The organism is Microbacterium phyllosphaerae, from assembly GCF_017876435.1.
In the GTDB taxonomy this organism is placed as follows: Bacteria; Actinomycetota; Actinomycetes; order Actinomycetales; family Microbacteriaceae; genus Microbacterium; species Microbacterium phyllosphaerae.
The window spans coordinates 2,672,006-2,687,577 of record NZ_JAGIOA010000001.1; the positions used below are offsets into that span (position 1 = coordinate 2,672,006).

Consider the following 15,572-nt stretch of genomic DNA (forward strand, 5'->3'; position numbering starts at 1 on the left):
GCCAGTCTGTGAAAAGTGGCCTGCCGTAACCAGGCCACTTTGCGGCATGCTGGGGAGATGACCTCCCGACTCGTCGAGCAACTCGGCGCCCAGAGCGTCGCCGGGGCGACCGCTGCGTCGCTCGCGGAGCAGATCCGTGCCCTGATCCTCGACGGCCGATTGACCGTCGGAGAGCGGCTGCCCAGTGAGCGGGCGCTCGCGCTCGAGTTGCGCCGTTCACGCTCGACCACGACCCGCGTGTACAGCCTCCTCGAAGGCGACGGATACGTGTCTCGGCTGCACGGCGGCAGCACCCGAGTCGCCCTCCCGCACTCCCCACCCACCGCCACGAACACGGACGACGACGCAGCCATCGACCTCTCCATCGCCTCGATGGATTCGACGCCTGGGCTGTACGACGCCACGGTGCGGTCGCTCCCCCGGCTGGCCGCGCTCCGCGGGACGAGCGGGTATTCGCTGCGCGGACTCCCCGAACTGCGTGAAGCGGTCGCGCGCCGCTTCACCGAACGCGGCGTCGAGACGGACGCCGACGAGATCATCATCACGTCCGGCGCGCTCAATGCCTTCCACCTCGTCCTCGCCACGATCGGCCGGCGGGGAGAACGGGCACTGGTCGAGCAGCCGACCTTCCCGCACGCGCTCGAAGCCCTGCACCGGCACGGATACCGGCTTCTCCCCACCCCCGTGGATGTCACAGGCTGGGACGAGCGTCACCTCAGCGACACGCTTCTGCGCAGCCGCCCGCACGTCGCGTACCTCATCCCGGATTTCCACAACCCGACCGGAGCCAGCCTGAGCGATGCCGAGCGGTCCCGCATCGCGACGACGGCGAGGAACTCGGGCACGCACGTGGTCGTCGACGAGACCACCGCCGAGCTCGACATCGATCGCGGCTGGTCGCCGCTCCCGATGGCCGCTTTCAGTCCGCAGGTCATCACCGTGGGCTCGATGTCCAAGATCGCCTGGGGCGGGTTGCGCATCGGCTGGATCCGCGCTGAGCGCTCGCTCATCGCCCGACTGCTCGCGACCCGCCCCTCGTTCGAGCTGGGCACGGCTCTGCTCGAGCAGTGCATCGCCGTCGAGCTCCTACAGGACATGCCGGCGCTCACCGCGCACGTCACGGCGCGCCTGCGAGCCGGCCGCGAGGCGGTCGCCACCGGCCTCGCATCCATCGGCGGCCTCTCCATGCCGCCGACGAGCGGTGGCCTCTCCGCCTGGCTCGACCTGGGCGCTCCGATCTCGACGTCGCTCTCGCTCGCGTCGCGCGACCATCAGCTGATCCTTCCGCCGGGCCCGCGGTTCACCACCGGAGGAGTCCTCGAGCGCCGCCTGCGCATCCCCATCACTCTTCCCCCCGAGCGGATGGCCGACGCGATGGGACGCCTGCAGCTCGCCTGGAATGACGTCATGGCAGGCGGAGCGTCCGCACCTCGGGAGGTGCCGAGCTCAGCCGTCATCTGAGAGCAGACGAGGACCCCGCCCCTGGATCAGGGGCGGGGTCCTCGTCATGTGGAACAGGGATTCGCATTCTCAGCGTCCGGGATCACTCACCGGCATCCGATACTCACGCCTTCCCGTTCCAGGTCTGTGCGCCGCGGCCGACTAGCCCACCTTGTGCAGCCAGACGACCCGGGCGTCGTCACTCGCGTGGCGGAACGGCTCGAGCTCTTCGTCCCACGCCGAGCCGAGAGCGATGTCGAGTTCGCGCTGCAACTCCGTGGCGCTGCCGGCCGCGATCTCCATCGCGTAGCGGATGCGGTCCTCGCCGATCACGATGTTGCCGGCGGCATCGGTCTGCGCGTAGTGGATGCCGAGGTCGGGGGTGTGCAGCCAACGGCCGCCATCGCTCCGCGGAGTGGGATCCTCCGTGACCTCGAAGCGGAGATGCTCCCAGCCGCGGATAGCCGTGGCGAGAGCAGCACCGGTTCCGACGGGACCGTCCCAGTAGAACTCCGCACGGCGAGCACCGTCGAGCACCGGCTGGTCACTCCAGTCGAAGTTCACCGCACGACCGATGGCGCGTCCTACCGCCCATTCCAGGTGCGGGCAGAGCGCGCGAGGTGCAGAGTGGATGAACACCACTCCGCGTGCGTAAGCCGTCGCCATGATCTCTCCGTTTCATCAGGTGCGTCTTCCCCAACGACCTGAAACAACGAGAACTGGCGTGAATATGCGGTTATGGGGCTATTCTCGCCCAGACCAGGCGAAATCACAAGCATGTGATTCGACGAAGAAGGCCCCGGTCACGAGGACCGGGGCCTTCGGACCGTCACCGGTCCTGAATCGGAGGAGGCTCAGGCCTCGCTCATCGCCTGCTTGACCTGCTGGCCCTTGGCGGCGTAGTACGCGGCACGGGCGGCGTCACGACGAGCCTGCTCGGCGTAGCCGGCCTCGAGCACGTCCTGCGGGACGTCGACGTTCGGCACATCCTGCGTGCCGTTGTACTTCTCGATGTAGGCGTCGAGCTCGGGGCCCGACGTCCACGACGTGATGAGGCAGTAGCGCGGCTCGGTGCCGACGTGCGTCGCGGCGTGCCACAGACGCTGCGTGTCGACGATCAGCTGCGCGCCGGCCGGCAGTGCGATGCGGTACTCGATGCTCGGGTCGGTGCGGTTCTCGCGCAGGACGAAGAAGCTGTCCTTGTCGTCACTGAGGTTGAAGAATCCGCGCACGACCCAACCGGTGCCGTCGGGGTTCAGGCGGTTGTTGTCGTCCTGGTGGAGGTTGTAGAGGCACTCGCCGTACGGCGTCGGCTGCAGCTCGATCACACGGCAACGACCGACGTTGGCACCCGGCTCCTGCGCGCGACGCGTCAGGTTCGGCGCCTTGGCGGTCTGCTCGTCGATCCAGACGCCGTCCTTGTCGGTGCGCGGCGGCTTGTGGTTCCAGAAGCCGTTGCACTCGATCTCGCCCTTGGCACTGGCGAGCGGAGCGAAGCGGGTGTCACCCGACGACTTCCAGTCGTTGTACTCGATGTCGAGCCACTCTTTGGGGTCGAGCTCCTGGTCGTAGCTGTCGAGAACGACGAAGCCCTTGTCTTCGAGGGCTTTTGACTTGATGTATCCCATGACTGAGATGTCCTTTCATCGGGGGCCAGCACGTTTTAACAGGCCCTGATAAGGCAAGCCTAACAGGGCGCCTCTGGAGCGCCGCAGAGGGTCGCCGTGAATAAGCGAATAGACTGAATCGGGCGCCTGGCGACTCCTCGGCGCCGGGCGTTACGGGAGGACGAGACACCAGCATGAGCACTGCGACCAACGTCGAGGCGACAGCTGTCAACACGATCGAGTGGCTCGCAGAGGACTCCACCACCATCGTTGTGCCGGTGTATCAGCGTCAGTACCGATGGGACATCGGCGGATGCGAGCAGCTGCTCTCCGACGTTCGAGCCGTGGCACGCGAAGACGAGTCCCACCGCCACTTCATCGGGTCGATCCTGTCGGCCTCCGATGACTCGGACGCCGACACAGAGCTCGTCCTGATCGACGGGCAGCAGCGCATCACGACGCTCATGCTGCTCGTCGCGGCTCTGCGGCACGCAGTGCAGGACTCCTCCCTCGAGTTGGCCGCCGAGCTCGATCGTGTTCTCGTGCGTCCGGACGACCCCACCCGCACCAAGCTGCGCCCGCACGACGCCTGGGCCGAGCTCTACGAGTCGGTGGTGCTCGAACGCGGCGACCACGCGGACCGTGAGTCGCGCTTCGACGACAACTACGCGTTCTTCCGCAGCCAGGTGCACGTCGACGAGGTGCCCTCGATCTGGCGCGGACTGCAGAGGCTCGAGCACGTGTCGATCACGCTCGGCACAGAGGCGAATGCGCAGCAGATCTTCGAGAGCCTGAACTCCACCGGCGAACCGCTGCGTGATCACGAGCTCATCCACAACTACATCCTGATGGGCCTCACCCACGCCGAGCAGCTCGATGTCGAGACCCGGTTCTGGATGCCGATCGAACGCCACACCGGAGAGACGATCGGTGCGTTCTGGCGGCACTACCTCGTGATGACCACAGGACGAGAGGTCGCCGCGAACGGCGAGCACGGCGTCTACAGCGCCTTCCGGCGCTCCTTCCCCCGTGTCGACCTCGATCATCTGCAGGCGGATGCCGAGGTCTGGCGCCACTACGCCGAGATCTACGGCATCCTGCTCGACCCCACGCTCGAGAACGACTCCGAGATCGCGCGGCAGCTGCGGTTCGTGAACACCTTCGGGCGGGCGTCGTACCCCCTGGTGCTGAGCGTCTACAGCGATCACTCGCGAGGGCTCATCGGACGCGATGAGCTCCTGCAGACGCTCGAGTGGATCCAGACGATGTACCTGCGCCGCACCCTCGTGAATCTTCCGAATGAGCGTCTCGTCGCGCGTCTCTGCCGCGCGCGGCGGGGCGGCAGAGACGCACTGGCCCGCGCCTTCGCTCGGATCACCCCCTCGGACGAGCGTGTGAGCGCCGTGCTGAAGTACAGCGAGCTCCCGCATCCTGCGTACGTGCTCGGACGTCTGGAGGGGGTCGACGACGCCGGCGACTTCGACGTCGAGCACATCGTGCCGACCGTGCCCAGCGACAGCTGGTCAGGAGACGGCGTACGCCCGTGGATCGACTACTCCGACGACGAGCGCAATGCGCATCGCGCTCTCGCACCGACGCTCGGAAACCTCACGCTCCTCGAGCAGCACCTCGCAGAGCGCGTGTTCGGCGAGTCGTTCGCAGCCAAGCGCGACTCCGCCTATGCGAGGAGTTCCGTCGCCGAGACGAAGGCGCTCGAAGCGACCGACATGTGGGGCACCGCCGCCATCTCGGAACGCACCATCCGCCTCACCGCAGAGCTGCTGCGCATCTGGGCGAGGCCCGCTCTGCCCGAGATCGATGACGACGGCCTGACCCCCATCCTCGACGCGGTGCGTCGCCGTGGCTGGCCCGCCGGGTGGGAGCGCGAGTTCGAGTACGTCGAGTACCGGGGCGAGCGCTGGGAGGTCTTCGACGTCCGATACCTGTTCAACCGGGTCTTCCGCCGTGCCTGGACCGACACACGCGATGCGGCTGTGACGTACTGCGCCACCCACGGCGGACCGATCTACGACGACATGGCCTGGAAGGGCCAGTGGGACCAGCTCGACGAGTCGCACCACCTGTACATGGGATGGGACTCGAACTACATGATGAACGCGGTGCAGGGCGTGCTCCAGGAGGCCGGCATCGCCTCCGAGGTGTTCGTCAAGTACTCCTACATCGGGAATGTGATGTGACATGACGACCACCATCCGCCGCCTGCTCGACCTCACTGTCGAGGAGCACACGCTCACCGTCCCTCTCGTGTGGGGCGACCCGGCCGACACCCGCACGATCGACGTCTTCGCCCGCGTCGTCACCCGCGAGGGAGGCGAGAGGCTCCCCTACCTGGTCTTCCTGCAGGGGGGACCAGGTCACGAAGCACCCCGTCCGTTCCACTCGTCGACGTCGCCCGCCTGGCTCGACGAGGCGCTCGCGCACTACCGGGTCGTGATGCTCGACCAGCGAGGCACCGGACTCTCGACGCCGGTCGGCGATGCCGACCTCGAGCGCGGATCGGCCGCGGTCGCGGAGCACCTCACGCACCTGCGCGCGGACTCGATCGTCCGCGACTGCGAGGCGATGCGCGAACACCTCGGCGCCGAGACGTGGAGCGTGCTCGGTCAGTCGTTCGGCGGATTCACGACCCTCGCCTACCTGTCGACCGACGCCGACTCGCTGGCCGACGTCTTCATCACGGGTGGGCTCAGCACCGTGAGCCGCCACCCGGACGAGGTGTACGCGCTCTGCTACGACAAGATGCGCGCGGCCTCCGAGCAGTACTACCGTCGGTTCCCCGAGCACAGGGATGCCATGCGGCGTCTCGTAGATCGAGCCGCGGCAGGTGACATCATCCTGCCCGACGGCGAGATCGTCTCACCGTCGAGGCTGCGCTCCGTGGGCTCGGCGCTCGGCACGAACGACGGCTGGCAAGCCGTGTGGTCGCTGCTCGAGCGCGATCCCGCGTCCAACGCCTTCCGTCACGATCTGATGCACGCGATGCCCTACGGCGGCCGCAACCCGCTCTACTTCGCGTTCCATGAATCGAGCTACGCGAGCGGGCACGCGACGCAGTGGTCGGCGGAGCGCACGGAGCCCCAGGACTTCCGCGACGACGTCACGCTCTTCACAGGCGAGCACATCCGCCGCGAGTGGACCGAGACGGTGCCGGCATTTCAGCCCTGGCGCGACGTCACGCTCGCGCTGGCGGAGTTCGAGTGGCCGCGCATCTACGACGAGGTCGCCATCGCGACGTCCGGTGCGACGGGCGCTGCGGCGGTGTACGTGAACGACGTGTACGTGCCGATGGAGTTCTCCCTCGAGACCGCTCGTCTGTTGCCCGGCGTCACGCTCTGGGTGACCAGCGAGCACGAGCACAACGGCGTACGCTCCGGCCCCGTGCTGACCCGCCTCTTCGATCTCGCCCACGGTCGCCGCGTCCGTTGAGGATCCCCCTGCAGGCGGATGCCCCCACGTCCGGAGCCGCATAGCCTGATTCCATGGCCGACACACTCGGGATGCTCCTGACGATCGCGATCCTCCTCATCGTCGTGACCGCGATCGTCGTGGTGATCGTGGCGGCGTATGCCAGGGTGCCCCTCGAGAAGAAGTACGAGAGTGCCGGTGGCGGACTCGGAGGGTCGTTCGAGGCGGTCTGGATGCCGTCGGCCCACGAGGCCGGCATCGAGCGCGACCGCCAGACCAAGCGCACGGCCCCCGCGCCCTCCCCCGGCGACCCGCCCAGCCGGATAGACGGGGAACGCATCGTCATCGATCTCTGAGGACCGCTCGCCTCCAGGTGAACACGAAGAAGGCCCCGGTTCCGAGGAACCGGGGCCTTCTGACGCGGTGGTCGTTACTTGGACGAGCCGCCGAAGCCCTTGAAGCGCTGGTTGAACTTCTCGACGCGGCCGGCCGAGTCCATGATGCGCTGCTTGCCCGTGTAGAACGGGTGCGATGCCGACGAGATCTCGACGTCGATGACGGGGTACTCGACGCCGTCGAGCTCGATCGTCTTGTCGCCGGTCACGGTCGAACGGGTGAGGAACGTCTCTCCCGAGCCCAGGTCGCGGAACACGACAGCCTTGTACTCGGGGTGAATGTCAGTCTTCATGGGATTCCTTAGTTGCTGCCCTGGATTGTGCCAGGGACGAGGGAAGTCTGCGGTGCAGAGAGCACCAAGGATCGATTCTATCAGATCGCGATCAGGACGCCGCGCGCGCGGCGTAGCGACCGTCTTCGCTGCTGAGCACGATCGGCATACCGAACGTCTCGGTCAGCGTCTCGGCGGTCAGGGTCTCGGCGACCGGCCCCGCGGCGACGATGCGCCCCTCGCGCATGAGCAGCGCATGGGTGAAGCCGACCGGGATCTCCTCCACGTGATGCGTGACCATCAGCATCGCGGGCGTCGTCGGCGACGACGCGTAGCCGCTGAGCAGGGCGAGCAGTTCTTCCCGTGACCCGAGATCGAGCGACGCCGTCGGCTCGTCGAGGAGGAGCAGCTCGGGGTCGGTCATCACGGCGCGAGCGATCTGGACGCGCTTCTGCTCGCCGTCGCTCAGTGTCCCGAACGTGCGCTCGGCGAGGTGCTCGAGACGCCAGTCGCCGAGCACGCGCAGCGCGCGACGCTCATCGATGTCCTCGTAGTTCTCGTTCCATCGGCCGAGCACCGAGTATGCGGCGGTGAGGACGGTGTTGAGCACCGTCTCATCACGCGGCACGCGCTTCGCCATCGCGGAGGACGCGAAGCCGATGCGCGGCCGCACCTCGAACACGTCGGTGCGGCCCACGGTCTCCCCCAGCACGGTCACCGTTCCGGAGGTCGGGTGCATGAGCGTGTCGGCCAACTGCAGCAGGGTCGTCTTTCCCGCGCCGTTCGGGCCCAGGATCACCCATCGCTGATCGTCGTCGACCTGCCAGGTCACGTGATCGATGATGTTGCGGCCCTCGCGGCGCACGACGACGTCGGTGAATTCCAGAGCGCTCGACATGCTCCCAGCCTATCGGCTCAGGACGTCAGCTCCGCGTACAGCGCGCGCGTGGTGTCGGCGATCGCACCCCAGCTGAACTCGTCGCGGGCGCGCTCCCGACCGGCCTCGCCGTATGCCCGTGCGCGCTCCGGATCGGAGGTCACCTCGGTGAGCACGTCGGCGAGATCGGCGATGTACCGCTCCGGGTCCACGGGGGTTCCCGTGCCGTCCTGCAGCTGCTCGATCGACACGAGTCGCCCGGTGACGCCGTCGGCGACGACCTCGGGGATGCCCCCGGTCGCCGTGCCGACGACCGCTGCCCCGCATGCCATCGCCTCGAGGTTCACGATGCCCAGCGGCTCGTAGACAGACGGGCAGACGAAGGTCGTCGCGGCCGTGAGGATCGCCGAGAGCTCGTCGCGCGGCAGCATCCGCTCGATCCAGACGACACCGTCGCGGGTCTGCTGCAGGAGCTTCACGCCCTCCTGCACCTCGGCCATGATCTCGGGAGTGTCCGGGGCGCCGGCACAGAGGATCAGCTGCACCTCAGGGGGCAGCAGACGAGCGGCCTGCAGCAGGTAGGGCAGGCCCTTCTGCCGGGTGATACGCCCGACGAAGACGACGGACGGTCGGGCCGGGTCGATCCCGACGGATTCGAGGAAGGCGGGGTTCTGCACCGGCCGCCACCGTTCGACATCGATCCCGTTGTGGATCACGCGCACCTTGGCCGGGTCGACCGACGGGTAGCTGCGCAGGATGTCGGCGCGCATGCCCGCGCTCACCGCGATGACCGCCGCCGCATTCTCGTAGGCGAGCTTCTCGATGCCGCTCGACACCGCGTATCCACCGCCGAGCTGCTCGGCCTTCCACGGGCGCAGCGGCTCGAGGCTGTGCGCGGTGAGCACGTGCGGGATCCCGTGCAGTTGGGAGGCGATGTGCCCGGCGAAGTTCGCGTACCAGGTGTGGCTGTGCACGAGGTCGGCGTCGGAGATGGCCGAGACGATCTCGAGATCCGTGCCTAGCGTCTGCAGAGCGGCGTTCGCGGAGGCGAGTTCCGAGGGCGTCCGATACGCGAAAGTACCCGCCTCATCACGCGGAGAACCGAAGGCTCTAACCTGTACATCGATATTCTGCCGCAGGGCCGTGACGAGCTCGGCGACGTGGACGCCCGCACCTCCGTAGATCTCCGGCGGGTATTCCTTCGTGATCATCTCGACGCGCATGTCTAGACGGTAGTGACTCACTTGTCCAGATGCTAGTTCGCCGGGCCGATTCGCCTCTATGGTGGGTGCATGTCCGCACCAAAGAAGATCTTCGGCATCATCCTCGCCGGCGGCGAGGGAAAGCGTCTCATGCCCCTCACGGCTGATCGCGCGAAACCTGCAGTGCCCTTCGGCGGACAGTACCGATTGATCGATTTCGCGATCTCGAACCTCATAAATTCGGGGCTTCGTCAGGTCGTCGTCCTCACGCAGTACAAGTCGCACAGCCTCGACCGGCACATCTCGCAGACGTGGCGCATGTCAGCACTGCTCGACTCGTACGTCACATCGGTGCCCGCGCAGCAGCGACTCGGCAAGCGCTGGTTCTCCGGCTCCGCCGACGCGATCCTCCAGAGCCTCAACCTGATCAACGACGAGAAGCCCGACATCGTGGTCGTGATCGGCGCCGATCACGTGTACCGCATGGACTTCCGTCAGATGCTCGAGGCGCACATCGAGTCCGGCGCCAAAGCCACCGTCGCCGGCATCCGCCAGCCCCTCTCGATGGCGTCGCAGTTCGGCGTGATCGATGCAGACACCGAGACCGGACGCATCAAGCAGTTCCTCGAGAAGCCGACCGACATCGCCGGCCTCGAGGACTCCCCGCACGAGGTGCTCGCCTCGATGGGCAACTACATCTTCGACGCCGACGCTCTGATCGCCGCCGTCGAGGCCGACGGCGAATCGCCGACCTCCGGCCACGACATGGGTGGCGACATCGTGCCGTACTTCGTCGACCGCGGTGAGGCCGGCTACTACGACATGAAGCAGAACGATGTCCCGGGTTCCTCTCCCCGCGATCGTTCGTACTGGCGCGACGTGGGTACCATCGACTCGTTCTTCGACGCCCACATGGATCTGATCTCGACGCTGCCGATCTTCAACCTCTACAACATGGAGTGGCCGATCCATTCGCAGGCCGTGAACTCGCCGCCCGCGAAGTTCGTGCGCGACTCGGTGGGCCGCATCGGCAACGCGATCGACTCGATCGTGTCACTCGGGTCCGTGCTGTCGGGAACACATCTCGAACGCAGCGTCGTCGGGCCGTGGACCCTCGCGGGCGGCGGCTCCACGATCACCGACTCCGTCGTCTTCGACGGGGTGCGGGTCGGAGCGGGTTCTCGAGTGCATCGCGCGATCCTCGACAAGAACGTGGTCCTCGCCGACGGCGCGACCGTGGGCGTCGACCGAGAGCGCGATCTCGCCCGGGGGTTCACCGTGACGGAGTCGGGCATCACCGTGGTCGGCAAGGGCCTGTTCATCGAACGGTGACCGGGTCATCGGAGTCCCGCACCGCACGTCGACGAGCGCAGCTGTCGATACGCTGGGGAGCGTGACTGCTGCGCGCTTCCTCGTCGTCCTCGATGCTGATTCCACACTCATCCGCAATGAGGTGATCGAACTCATCGCCGACGAAGCTGGGCGTCGCGACGAAGTGCAGGCAGCCACGGAGGCCGCGATGCGCGGCGAGATCGACTTCGCGACGAGTCTGCGGTCGCGGGTCGCAGCCCTCGAGGGCGTGCCGGTGTCGGGTTTCGCCCGGGTGCTCACCCGCATCGAGCCGACGCCCGGCGTCCATGAGCTGACGGCCGCCGTCCATGAACGCGGTGGTGTCGTCGGTGTCGTGTCCGGCGGCTTCCACGAGATCCTCGACGACGTCGCCCCCGGGCTCGGCGTGGACCGCTGGCGCGCGAACCGCCTGGAGGTCACCGACGGCGCGCTCTCTGGTCGGGTCGACGGCGAGATCGTCGATGCTGCTGCCAAGGCCGCATCGCTGCTCGCCTGGGCGGACGAGCTCGGAGTGCCGCGCCACGCGACGATCGCGATCGGCGACGGAGCCAACGACCTGAGGATGATGTCTGTCGCCGGGCTCGGAGTCGCGTTCAACGCGAAGCCTGCCGTGCGCGCGGCCGCAAGCCTGGTCGTCGGCCCGCAGAACCTGTCCGAGGTCATCGCCCTGCTGCCGTAGCGGATGTCCGAAGCCCGGTCTATCGTCGGGCCATGGACATCATCCTCATCCCGGGCCTCTGGCTCGATGCCTCGAGCTGGAACGACGTCACGACCGAACTCGAGCGCGCCGGTCACACGGTTCATCCGCTCACGATGCCGGGCGTCGGGGTACCCGCGTCGGAATCGTCCGAGATCGGCATCTCGGAGTGGGTCGATGCCGCCGTGGCCGCGGTCGATGCGGTCGGACGCCCCGTCGTGGTCGTCGGTCACAGCGGCGGAGGCAATGTCGCGTGGGGGGTCGCGGACGCACGCCCCGACGCCGTGGCCAGAGCGGTGTTCGTCGACACTGTGCCTCCGCCGTCGGGTTTCGGCATCAGCGAGTTCGAGGTCGTCGACGGCGTCGTGCCTTTTCCCGGCTGGGACTTCTTCCCCGCCGAAGACGTCGACGATCTCGACGAAGACACCCGCTCGCGCACCGCGCCCCTCGCACGAAGCGTGCCGGCCAAGGTGCCGACCGATGAGATCGCACTCGGTCCAGGGGCCCGGCATTCCGTCCCCGTGACGCTGCTCATGGGCGGCATGGACCGCGAGACCCTCGAGTCCGAGCTCGAGCAGTGGGGCCCGTACGCCGACGAGTTCCGGGCGATCGCTGACGCCGAGGTCGTGCGAATCGGCTCAGGTCACTGGCCGCAGTTCTCGATGCCGAGCCGGCTCGCCGAACTCATCGATGCGGCGGTCACCCGCCGCTGACGCAGCGAGTCGGCTCAGTGCCCCATTCCGAGTCCGCCGTCGACCGGGATGACGGCACCGGAGATGTATCCCGCGTCGTCGCCAGCGAGCCACGTGACGACACCCGCGACCTCGTCGGGAGTGGCGAAGCGTCCTGCCGGGATGTTCGCCTTGTACTGCTTCTGCGTCTCTTCGGGGAGCTCAGCCGTCATGTCCGTCTCGATGAAACCGGGGGCGACGACGTTCGCGGTGATGCCGCGGCCGCCGAGCTCGCGGGTGAGCGATCGCGCGAAGCCCACGAGTGCGCTCTTCGACGCCGAGTAGTTCACCTGCCCGGCCGAGCCGTAGAGACCGACGACGCTCGAGATCAGGATCACGCGGCCGAAGCGCGCGCGCAGCATCCCCTTCGATGCGCGCTTGACGACGCGGAAGGTGCCGCCGAGGTTGGTGGCCACGACGCTGTCGAAGTCATCCTCACTCATACGCAGGAGCAGCGTGTCCTTCGTGATGCCCGCATTGGCGACGACGATCTCCACGGGTCCGAGCTGCTGCTCGACCTCGGTGAACGCCGCATCGAGCGCAGCGGCATCGGTGACGTCTGCGCGCACCGTCAGGGTGCCCTCCGGACCTTCACCGCTGCGTGCGGTGACGGCGACGCGGTACCCGTCACGGACGAATCGTTCGGCGATCGCACGGCCGATGCCGCGGTTGCCTCCGGTGACGAGGACGACGCGAGAACTCATTTTCCACTCCTGATCTGGCCGGTGGGGGTCGGGCCGGGTCGTCATCGATCCTACCGATGATGCCGCGTGCGTCCCGCGACGTTTGACAGCGCCTTCCCGGACTGGGACGCTGAACCCGACGAAAGGGCACCACCGTGAGCGACAACAGCATCCCCACCTCTCCGGGCGCCGAACAGCCGGCGCCCCCGCCCGCGCCACCGCTCGCGCCCGCACCGCCCGCATATCCCCACCAGGCCGCCCCGGCGCAGCCGCCCCAGATCTACCCCGGCACCGCGCCCACGCAGCAGACCCAGGCATACCCCGGCGCCGCGCCGACGCAGGCGTACCCCGGCGCCGCGCCGACGTTCGCACCCGCACAGCAGCCCCATGGTGCACAGCCCTACAGCGCAACACCGGCTCAGCAGCCGTACGTGTCAGCACCCGCGCAGCAGCCCTACGGCGCGGCTGCCGTCCAGCCCTACGGCGCCGCCTCTCAGCAACCGCAGTACTCCGCGCCCGGTCAGCCCGGTGCCGGGTATCCCGCCTACGCCGCTCCGGTCTACCCCGCTCCGCGTCCGGCGAGCGGGCTCGCGATCACATCGCTGATCTGCGGCATCGCCGGGCTGGTCCTGTTCTGGGCGGTGATTCCCATGGTCGCGTCGATCGTCGCCGTGATCACCGGGCACATGGCTCTGCGCCAGACGAAGAACAACCCGGCCATCGGCGGCCGTGGTCTGGCCTTCGCCGGGCTCATCATGGGCTACATCATGGTCGCGGTCCTCGCCATCACGATCGTCATGACAGTCGTCAGCTTCGCGTTCTTCGGCGCCTTCACGCTGCCGTTCATCTTCTCGTCCTGACAGGTCGCGGGGCACCCCGGCGCCCCCTCACCGGCGTAGGCTTGTCTCATCGTGAAGAGCAAACCGCTGGTTCCTGCTGTCACCTCGCTGCCGCAGTCGCCGCAGGCCGAGGCTGATCACCGTGTCCGCCGGTACGCACTGACGATGACGATCCGCATCGTGTGCTTCGCACTCATGATGTTCGTCCAGCCCTATGGCTGGTACACCTGGGTCTTCGCACTCGCCGCCGCCGTCCTGCCGTACATCGCCGTGGTCTTCGCGAACGCGGGCAGCGACAGCACGGAGACGACCGCGGAGTCGCCGGTGCAGCAGATCGAGGCTCCGATCGCCACGACCCCGACGCCCGTCGAGACGATCACGGATCCCGGGATCATCACCATCCACGAGAGCCGCCAGGATCGCGAGTGAGTGGACTGGAGTGCTCGCGGGCCGGATGCCGGTCCGCGGCGACCATGCAGGTGGTGTGGCGCAATCCGCGCATCCACGCGGCTGACCGCGAGAAGGTCTGGCTCGCGTGCGATGAGCATGTCGGTTTCCTCCGCGACTATCTGGCAGCGAGAGACTTCCCCGTGACAGTGAGAGATGGTGTCCCCTCATGAGTGCCCGGATGGGTCGTTGGACCGTGTACGTGCTGATCGCGATCGGCTTCGCCATCGCCTGCGCTTTCCTGTCGCACTGGCAGTTCGATCGGAATGAGAACCGATCGGAGCAGATCGCACTCGTCGAGAAGAACTACGACGCGGATGCCGTGCCGCTCGCAGAGCTCATCGGCACCGATGGCGAACTCGACCCCGGCGACGTGTGGCATCCGGTGGTGCTCACCGGGGAGTACCTCGACGACGAGCAGCTGCTGGTGCGCAACCGACCGCATGGCGGCACGAGCGCGTTCGAAGTGCTGGTGCCGTTCCGCGACGTCGACGGTCGCGTGTTCATCGTCGACCGCGGGTGGGTGCCTCCGGGTGACGGCGATGCCCCCGATGCGGTGCCGGCTCCCCCGAGCGGCGAGGTCGAGGTCATCGTCCGGCTGCGCCCGGGTGAGCAGCTCCCGGCGTCCGGGCGAGGCGCCCCTGAGGGCCAGGTGCCCACGATCAACCTGCCTTCGATCGCCGAGCTGGTCGGCGGCGATGTCATCACGAGCGCGTACGGACAGATCGTCAGCGAGAATCCTGCCGGCGAAGGGACACTGGGCGGGTTCGACTCACCCACCGATGATCCGGGCCCGCATCTCTCGTATGCGATCCAGTGGATCCTGTTCGCGCTGATGGGCTTCGTGTTCATCGGCTACATCATCCGGACCGAGATCGTGAAGCACCGCGAAGAGGTCGAGGGCATCCCCACGCCGGTGAAGAAGTCTCGGCGGCGCGACCGGGATGCCGATGTCGAAGACGAGCTCCTCGACGCCCGCTGACGCGAATCAGACGGAGCGGATCCCGCTCAGTCCGCCCACGGCACCGCCGATGGTCGTTCGAGACCACTCCGCTCCGGCGGCCTCATAGATGACGCGCGTGTGTCGCCGGTCTCTCGAGCCCTGCCAGAACTCGATGCGGGTGGGGACGATCCGCCACAGCACCCAGTCACCGTCGGCGATGTCCGCCTGCGCTGACGCGGAACGCGCGGCGAGGTCGGCGGCACTCTCCTCGGCCGTCGCTTCCTCCACTCGCCCGCGCACCCGCACAGCCCGCACCTGCGGCTGCCACCAGAAGTTCAGCGCCGCGGCAGGGGCGGCGGCGAGCTGGGCACCCTTGCGCGACGATCTGGTACTCGCGAACGCCCACCCCCGGTCATCGATCCGCTTCAGGATGAGGGTGCGCGCGTCCGGGATCCCGTCGGCGTCCACGGTCGCGAGGGTGACGGTGTGCGGCTCGGCCACACCGGCATCCGAGGCGGCCCGCAACCATTCGGCGAAGAGCGCGCTCGGGTCATCCGGCAGCACATCGAGATCCCACTCCGGAGCTGTTCCGGTGAGGGCATGCCTGCCCCTCAGCCAGTCGTTGAGCGAGAGGAGGTGCGAGTCGAGTTCGTGTGTCACGCT

General features: G+C 67.7%; 18 protein-coding genes. 11 read left to right on the top strand and 7 right to left on the bottom strand.

What is annotated here, in order from left to right:
- Nucleotides 1-57 precede the first annotated feature (57 nt).
- Nucleotides 58-1,461 (top strand): MocR-like transcription factor YczR, encoded by a 1,404-nt coding sequence (gene yczR / locus JOF42_RS12570; protein ID WP_210098153.1) that lies wholly within the window; start codon nt 58-60, stop codon nt 1,459-1,461.
- A 141-nt stretch (nt 1,462-1,602) separates the two neighbouring features.
- On the opposite strand, the gene JOF42_RS12575 is transcribed toward yczR, so the two are convergent.
- Together JOF42_RS12575 and JOF42_RS12580 are read right to left on the bottom strand one after the other, a co-directional pair.
- Nucleotides 1,603-2,106 carry a DUF3145 domain-containing protein gene (locus tag JOF42_RS12575; protein ID WP_053096393.1) on the bottom strand — a complete coding sequence of 168 codons (504 nt, stop codon included), beginning with the start codon at nt 2,104-2,106 and terminating at the stop codon, nt 1,603-1,605.
- 188 nt (nt 2,107-2,294) lie between these two features.
- Complete coding sequence (locus tag JOF42_RS12580; RefSeq protein WP_210098154.1) at nt 2,295-3,068, bottom strand: hypothetical protein; 774 nt, start codon at nt 3,066-3,068, stop codon at nt 2,295-2,297.
- Nucleotides 3,069-3,241: 173 nt separating this feature from the next.
- On the opposite strand from JOF42_RS12580, the gene JOF42_RS12585 reads away from it, so the two are divergent.
- The 3 genes from JOF42_RS12585 to JOF42_RS12595 are packed head-to-tail and all read left to right on the top strand — an operon-like array spanning nt 3,242 to nt 6,829.
- On the top strand, nt 3,242-5,245 hold the full coding sequence (locus JOF42_RS12585; protein WP_210098155.1) for a DUF262 domain-containing protein: 2,004 nt from the start codon (nt 3,242-3,244) through the stop codon (nt 5,243-5,245).
- A gap of 1 nt (nt 5,246) precedes the next feature.
- On the top strand, nt 5,247-6,494 hold the full coding sequence (locus JOF42_RS12590; RefSeq protein ID WP_210098156.1) for an alpha/beta fold hydrolase: 1,248 nt from the start codon (nt 5,247-5,249) through the stop codon (nt 6,492-6,494).
- A 53-nt stretch (nt 6,495-6,547) separates the two neighbouring features.
- Entirely contained in the window at nt 6,548-6,829 is a 282-nt protein-coding gene (locus tag JOF42_RS12595; protein WP_210098157.1) for a hypothetical protein, read from the top strand.
- Nucleotides 6,830-6,903: 74 nt separating this feature from the next.
- Here the strand turns inward: JOF42_RS12595 and JOF42_RS12600 are convergent, their stop codons facing one another.
- From JOF42_RS12600 to glgA, 3 genes are all read right to left on the bottom strand, one after another.
- A complete protein-coding gene (locus JOF42_RS12600; protein ID WP_028501712.1) occupies nt 6,904-7,161 on the bottom strand; it encodes a type B 50S ribosomal protein L31 in 258 nt (85 codons plus the stop codon).
- A 91-nt stretch (nt 7,162-7,252) separates the two neighbouring features.
- On the bottom strand, nt 7,253-8,038 hold the full coding sequence (locus tag JOF42_RS12605; RefSeq protein WP_210098158.1) for an ABC transporter ATP-binding protein: 786 nt from the start codon (nt 8,036-8,038) through the stop codon (nt 7,253-7,255).
- Nucleotides 8,039-8,055: 17 nt separating this feature from the next.
- Nucleotides 8,056-9,240: a glycogen synthase gene (glgA, locus tag JOF42_RS12610; RefSeq protein ID WP_210098159.1), complete on the bottom strand. Its 1,185-nt coding sequence runs from the start codon at nt 9,238-9,240 to the stop codon at nt 8,056-8,058.
- Between the two features lie 69 nt (nt 9,241-9,309).
- On the opposite strand from glgA, the gene glgC reads away from it, so the two are divergent.
- The 3 genes from glgC to JOF42_RS12625 all read left to right on the top strand — a co-directional run bounded on the left by glgC (nt 9,310) and on the right by JOF42_RS12625 (nt 11,979).
- Nucleotides 9,310-10,551, top strand: a complete 1,242-nt coding sequence (gene glgC, locus JOF42_RS12615) for a glucose-1-phosphate adenylyltransferase (protein ID WP_210098160.1) — start codon at nt 9,310-9,312, stop codon at nt 10,549-10,551.
- A 61-nt stretch (nt 10,552-10,612) separates the two neighbouring features.
- Nucleotides 10,613-11,248 carry a phosphoserine phosphatase SerB gene (gene serB, locus JOF42_RS12620; protein ID WP_210098161.1) on the top strand — a complete coding sequence of 212 codons (636 nt, stop codon included), beginning with the start codon at nt 10,613-10,615 and terminating at the stop codon, nt 11,246-11,248.
- A 32-nt stretch (nt 11,249-11,280) separates the two neighbouring features.
- Nucleotides 11,281-11,979, top strand: a complete 699-nt coding sequence (locus tag JOF42_RS12625) for an alpha/beta fold hydrolase (RefSeq protein WP_210098162.1) — start codon at nt 11,281-11,283, stop codon at nt 11,977-11,979.
- Between the two features lie 14 nt (nt 11,980-11,993).
- Here the strand turns inward: JOF42_RS12625 and JOF42_RS12630 are convergent, their stop codons facing one another.
- On the bottom strand, nt 11,994-12,701 hold the full coding sequence (locus JOF42_RS12630; RefSeq protein ID WP_056516934.1) for a beta-ketoacyl-ACP reductase: 708 nt from the start codon (nt 12,699-12,701) through the stop codon (nt 11,994-11,996).
- 134 nt (nt 12,702-12,835) lie between these two features.
- On the opposite strand from JOF42_RS12630, the gene JOF42_RS18230 reads away from it, so the two are divergent.
- Genes JOF42_RS18230 through JOF42_RS12645 form a run of 4 tightly spaced genes read left to right on the top strand, consistent with a single transcriptional unit; the run spans nt 12,836 to nt 14,948 of the window.
- Complete coding sequence (locus JOF42_RS18230; RefSeq protein ID WP_307803601.1) at nt 12,836-13,540, top strand: DUF4190 domain-containing protein; 705 nt, start codon at nt 12,836-12,838, stop codon at nt 13,538-13,540.
- A gap of 51 nt (nt 13,541-13,591) precedes the next feature.
- Entirely contained in the window at nt 13,592-13,948 is a 357-nt protein-coding gene (locus JOF42_RS12640; RefSeq protein WP_210098163.1) for a DUF3099 domain-containing protein, read from the top strand.
- Nucleotides 13,945-14,139 (top strand): hypothetical protein, encoded by a 195-nt coding sequence (locus tag JOF42_RS18305; RefSeq protein WP_259162709.1) that lies wholly within the window; start codon nt 13,945-13,947, stop codon nt 14,137-14,139. The genes JOF42_RS12640 and JOF42_RS18305 overlap by 4 nt, the downstream gene beginning before the upstream one ends.
- Nucleotides 14,136-14,948 carry an SURF1 family cytochrome oxidase biogenesis protein gene (locus tag JOF42_RS12645; RefSeq protein WP_210098164.1) on the top strand — a complete coding sequence of 271 codons (813 nt, stop codon included), beginning with the start codon at nt 14,136-14,138 and terminating at the stop codon, nt 14,946-14,948. The genes JOF42_RS18305 and JOF42_RS12645 overlap by 4 nt, the downstream gene beginning before the upstream one ends.
- A 6-nt stretch (nt 14,949-14,954) precedes the next feature.
- Here JOF42_RS12645 and JOF42_RS12650 read toward each other — a convergent pair whose 3' ends face one another.
- Nucleotides 14,955-15,569 carry a pyridoxamine 5'-phosphate oxidase family protein gene (locus JOF42_RS12650; protein ID WP_210098165.1) on the bottom strand — a complete coding sequence of 205 codons (615 nt, stop codon included), beginning with the start codon at nt 15,567-15,569 and terminating at the stop codon, nt 14,955-14,957.
- Between the last annotated feature and the right edge of the window lie 3 nt (nt 15,570-15,572).

Coding starts and splice junctions, on each gene's coding strand:
- glgC (WP_210098160.1), top strand. CDS start 9,310: ATGTCCGCACCAAAGAAGATCTTCGGCATCATCCTCGCCGGCGGCGAG.
- JOF42_RS12590 (WP_210098156.1), top strand. CDS start 5,247: ATGACGACCACCATCCGCCGCCTGCTCGACCTCACTGTCGAGGAGCAC.
- JOF42_RS12575 (WP_053096393.1), bottom strand. CDS start 2,106: ATGGCGACGGCTTACGCACGCGGAGTGGTGTTCATCCACTCTGCACCT.
- JOF42_RS12605 (WP_210098158.1), bottom strand. CDS start 8,038: ATGTCGAGCGCTCTGGAATTCACCGACGTCGTCGTGCGCCGCGAGGGC.
- glgA (WP_210098159.1), bottom strand. CDS start 9,240: ATGCGCGTCGAGATGATCACGAAGGAATACCCGCCGGAGATCTACGGA.
- yczR (WP_210098153.1), top strand. CDS start 58: ATGACCTCCCGACTCGTCGAGCAACTCGGCGCCCAGAGCGTCGCCGGG.
- JOF42_RS12585 (WP_210098155.1), top strand. CDS start 3,242: ATGAGCACTGCGACCAACGTCGAGGCGACAGCTGTCAACACGATCGAG.
- JOF42_RS12625 (WP_210098162.1), top strand. CDS start 11,281: ATGGACATCATCCTCATCCCGGGCCTCTGGCTCGATGCCTCGAGCTGG.
- JOF42_RS12600 (WP_028501712.1), bottom strand. CDS start 7,161: ATGAAGACTGACATTCACCCCGAGTACAAGGCTGTCGTGTTCCGCGAC.
- JOF42_RS12595 (WP_210098157.1), top strand. CDS start 6,548: ATGGCCGACACACTCGGGATGCTCCTGACGATCGCGATCCTCCTCATC.
- JOF42_RS12645 (WP_210098164.1), top strand. CDS start 14,136: ATGAGTGCCCGGATGGGTCGTTGGACCGTGTACGTGCTGATCGCGATC.
- JOF42_RS12580 (WP_210098154.1), bottom strand. CDS start 3,068: ATGGGATACATCAAGTCAAAAGCCCTCGAAGACAAGGGCTTCGTCGTT.
- JOF42_RS12630 (WP_056516934.1), bottom strand. CDS start 12,701: ATGAGTTCTCGCGTCGTCCTCGTCACCGGAGGCAACCGCGGCATCGGC.